Below are 3705 nucleotides of genomic sequence, written 5' to 3'. Positions count from 1 at the left end.
GTAGATAAACCATCGTGAAATCTCGATAACGACTCGCGAAATGGAGATATCACCAAAAAAATGTGGCCAGATATCAGCCCGCGAAATCGTGAAAACATCTCTCGCAAATAAAAAACAACCTTCCAACTGGAAGGTTGTTTTAATTTTTTGGAACTAGATCTTGCTGAAACGCATAGACGACTGCTTGGGTGCGATCTTGCACCTCGAGCTTGGAAAGAATATTGCTGACATGTGTTTTAACGGTTTTCAAGGCTATAAACAATTCATCTGCAATGTCTTGATTGCTGCGGCCTTTAGCCATTAATAACAGGATTTCGTGTTCGCGATCAGTCAACTCATCGTGTAGCGGACGACTTTGCCCTTGACGCATTCGTTTCATCATTTTGTTTGTGACTTCAGGCTCTAAAACCGCCTGACCAGACAATGTATCGCGAATGGCATCGGCGATTTGTTTTGCTTTGGATGTCTTCATTACATAACTGACAGCACCTGCTTCAAGAGCTGGGTACACTTTATCATCATCAAGGAAACTCGTGACAATCATGATTTTCGCTTGTGGCCATTGGGCAATTATTTCTTTCGTGGCTTCTGCGCCATTCATGATGGGCATGACCATATCCATCAGCACGATATCCGGACGCAGGGACAGTACCAGATCAACAGCTTCCTTACCATTGACAGCTTCGCCGATTACGTCCATATCCGATTGTGCCTGTAAGTATGCGGACACGCCTATTCGGACCATTTCATGATCATCCACGAGTACGATTCGTATCATCTGTTTCCAATCCTTTCTCAACTGGGACTTTTACTTCCACTATCGTTCCTTGTGATGGGATTGAAACAACCTTGCTTGTTCCACCCATTTCAACTGCCCGTTCTTGAATATGATGCAACCCGTATGAACCTGTTTTGCCTTCATCATTCATAAATCCAATTCCGTTATCCTGTACACGGAATATAGCAAGGCCATCTCTCTCCACAAAGAGAATGCCGACTTCAGTGGCGTTTGCATGGCGCAAGGTATTGGATAGCGTTTCTTGTGCAATGCGGAATAAGTGGTCTTCCGCACCTTTGGAAAGGGAGATATCCTCAAGTCGGAAGCGGATGGTGAGGTGCACCTTTTGTTGCAATTCAAACAGTAATTCTTCCAGACCATGAGCCAATGATTTATTATGAAGCGCTGCAGGACGCAAATGGAGCAAAAGGGCACGCATTTCAAGCTGTGCTTGCTGGACCATTTTTTCAGCTTGTGCCAGTGGTTTGGGAACGTCGTTTTCCTGCTGTTCCGTAATTGACGATAATAGCATGGATGCAGCGAATAATTGTTGGGAAACAGAATCGTGAAGTTCCCGTGCTAACCGCTGGCGTTCCTGAATGATGCGTTCCTGAATTCGCTTGTCTTCGCCTTCTGCCCGTTYGTCTGACATTCGTTGCAAACTTCTTTTTTGCGTAGCAATCAGCGTTGTCACATCACTCAAAGTCTTAGTTAACTTGGGGGAAACTTTTGGAGCAGCCAATCCATCATTTTGTTGATCAGTATTCGTGACGACCTGTAAATAGTTGTCGATCGCTCGTTCTCTTTTTCTTGCCACCTGCGTGCTGGAGAAAGTGGTGCCTATGCTGATGCTGAACAGTAAAATTGCCATCCATATGGAAATAGGTAAATCCCCTTCTTCTACTGACCACAAAGGAAACCATGTTCCGTATGAAGGCCATCCTAAAATATACGTTAATAACCCCACAACGAATGCGATAAGAATTAAAAATAAGAGTAAAGTGCGTCCGATGAATCCACTCATTTGCGAGTCACCTCTACATCTCCAAGCCAAGTCGATACAGCGATGACCAATTCAGACGTTGCGTTACCTTGAGCTTCTGCATAGCCATCTTGAAGGACAATCGATTGATTCCATAAACGTCTTTTACTGGAACCAAAAAGTCGAGCGTCTCCGAGTAGTGTTGTGTAATGGATTCGCACAGGGATTTCATAAGGAACGGCCACACTGATTTTTCCAATACCTTGTCGAACGGAAACTAGTGAAGTACCTTTTGGTAACACAGTTTGGGTCGTATCAATTGTGATGTTCCCGTAAATACCTTGAATGTGAACATCCTGCCATTCATATGCCTGGAAAGGTGTAGATTGAACTGAAAAGAGTTTGTTCTGAATGATTGCGTTCGATGTTTCTAGATCACTGAGGAATGGCTCAATGACTTGTTGAGTTTCATCACCCTTCCAAAGTCGCACTAAAATATACACCATGGTTGCGGCAATTAATAAGCGTAAACTCCACATGGAAAGCAAGGCGATTCCCAAAAAAGCGATACCACCCCAGAAAAATAAGCGGCTTCTTCTGCGTAAACTAATATAAATTAACCCGATACCAAAAAGAACGAATAACACACTTCCATTGTGGAAGAACATCGCCTCGATAAATATAAGAAGCAAGGCAGCCAATAGCCAAAATGTAATGCGTTCAGTTGAAAAACGTTGCAAAGCTATTCCTCCTTTTTCGTAACAGCTTAGCCTCTCCCACAAGTAAATCGAAGGAGGTATTATATGCATTAAAAGGAGAAGGACAGGCGCCTTCTCCAATTCTTTACTTTATTTTACACAATTTCAGATTGAGGTTGTTCTTTTTTTTCTAGCATTTCCAATCTGCGTTCCATGGATGATACATCATGCTGTTTTTCAATGCGTTGACCCAGTCGTTCGATGTACTGTTCCATTTCATCAAAGGCCAATAACCTTTTTTCACCGTTCTTTGCAGCTTCAGGTTGAAGGACGCGGTCCATTTGRTGATGGGCACGAGTGACATTTTCTTTACCCATTAACTGTAACTGGCGAACTTTCATATCTTTCAGTTTGTGTTTCATTTCTTCAAACTTTTGCTCAAGCCCAAATAATTCCTCAATTGTCCGAGAAATACTTGCTTGTAATACGTCTTTTCGGTTCGTATAGGCTGTAACTTCTGCTTTTGCAAAATCAATTAATTCACCTTCATTTGTTTGTTGGGCAAGCTCTAATTGGGAAGAGCGTTTTGCCAGCATTTCTGTAGTCTCTTGTAGTTCTTTTTCAAGTTCTGCTTTTAATTGCGCTTGGCGTTCAATCCATCGACCCGTTTGTTCTGTTTGTTTTTCTGCTTCACGAATATATTGATTTAACATGGCGATGGGATTTTTCTGTTCCTTTTTGTCAAATACGTTGTGCAGATCTGCTTCGAATGCATACTTGAATCGTTTCCATAATGTTGTCATGTGTTTTTCCTCCTATTTGTTTAGTTCGTTCCATTGTTTTTCAAAGTTGATAAAAGGGTCTGAAGATGTTGCAGTCATTGGCGCTGAGAAGGTAATCGGTTGTTGTTTCCATTCACGAATGACATACCATAATCCAGCAATCGCCAGAATTCCGAAGAAACCGRGCACATTCGCAACGGCTGTCAGTAGCCCAATAATTCCGACCGCTATCCATGAAATTTTAGCCAGCTTAGATCCTCCTTTTAAATAAAAATGCATCCCTGCGAATACAAGCAACGCGGATAATGCAAGACCTAAAAGTGGTCCTAAATTGACAAGCGCCACAATACCTGCGATTACCCCAACTACGATTAATCCAAATTTTTTCATGTGTTTGTCTCTCCTTTCAAATTGTAAGTTAATCGTACCAACTCGCCATGAATCACCAAACGGGCTTAGAAAGAA

Annotated in this window: 5 protein-coding genes; all 5 read right to left on the bottom strand. The window is 42.3% G+C overall.

Translation table 11 applies throughout. The annotated features are described in order from the left end of the window. Window positions 1-139: 139 nt before the first annotated feature. Window positions 140-778 carry a response regulator transcription factor gene (locus AC1DSB_RS16105; protein ID WP_016428406.1) on the bottom strand — a complete coding sequence of 213 codons (639 nt, stop codon included), beginning with the start codon at window positions 776-778 and terminating at the stop codon, window positions 140-142. Continuing rightward, complete coding sequence (locus tag AC1DSB_RS16100; protein WP_477587104.1) at window positions 753-1802, bottom strand: sensor histidine kinase; 1050 nt, start codon at window positions 1800-1802, stop codon at window positions 753-755. The genes AC1DSB_RS16105 and AC1DSB_RS16100 overlap by 26 nt, the downstream gene beginning before the upstream one ends. Further along, entirely contained in the window at window positions 1799-2500 is a 702-nt protein-coding gene (liaF, locus tag AC1DSB_RS16095; RefSeq protein WP_477530786.1) for a cell wall-active antibiotics response protein LiaF, read from the bottom strand. Before liaF ends, AC1DSB_RS16100 begins: the two co-directional genes overlap by 4 nt. 113 nt (window positions 2501-2613) lie before the next feature. Further along, window positions 2614-3261, bottom strand: a complete 648-nt coding sequence (locus AC1DSB_RS16090) for a PspA/IM30 family protein (RefSeq protein WP_477530787.1) — start codon at window positions 3259-3261, stop codon at window positions 2614-2616. A gap of 12 nt (window positions 3262-3273) precedes the next feature. Next, window positions 3274-3705: lmo0954 family membrane protein (locus AC1DSB_RS16085; protein WP_477587103.1), on the bottom strand; the 432-nt coding region annotated here is incomplete at its 5' end.

It is taken from the genome of Paenisporosarcina sp. P4_E4_2 (assembly GCF_056401595.1).
This window is presented reverse-complemented; position numbering and strand designations above follow the sequence as displayed.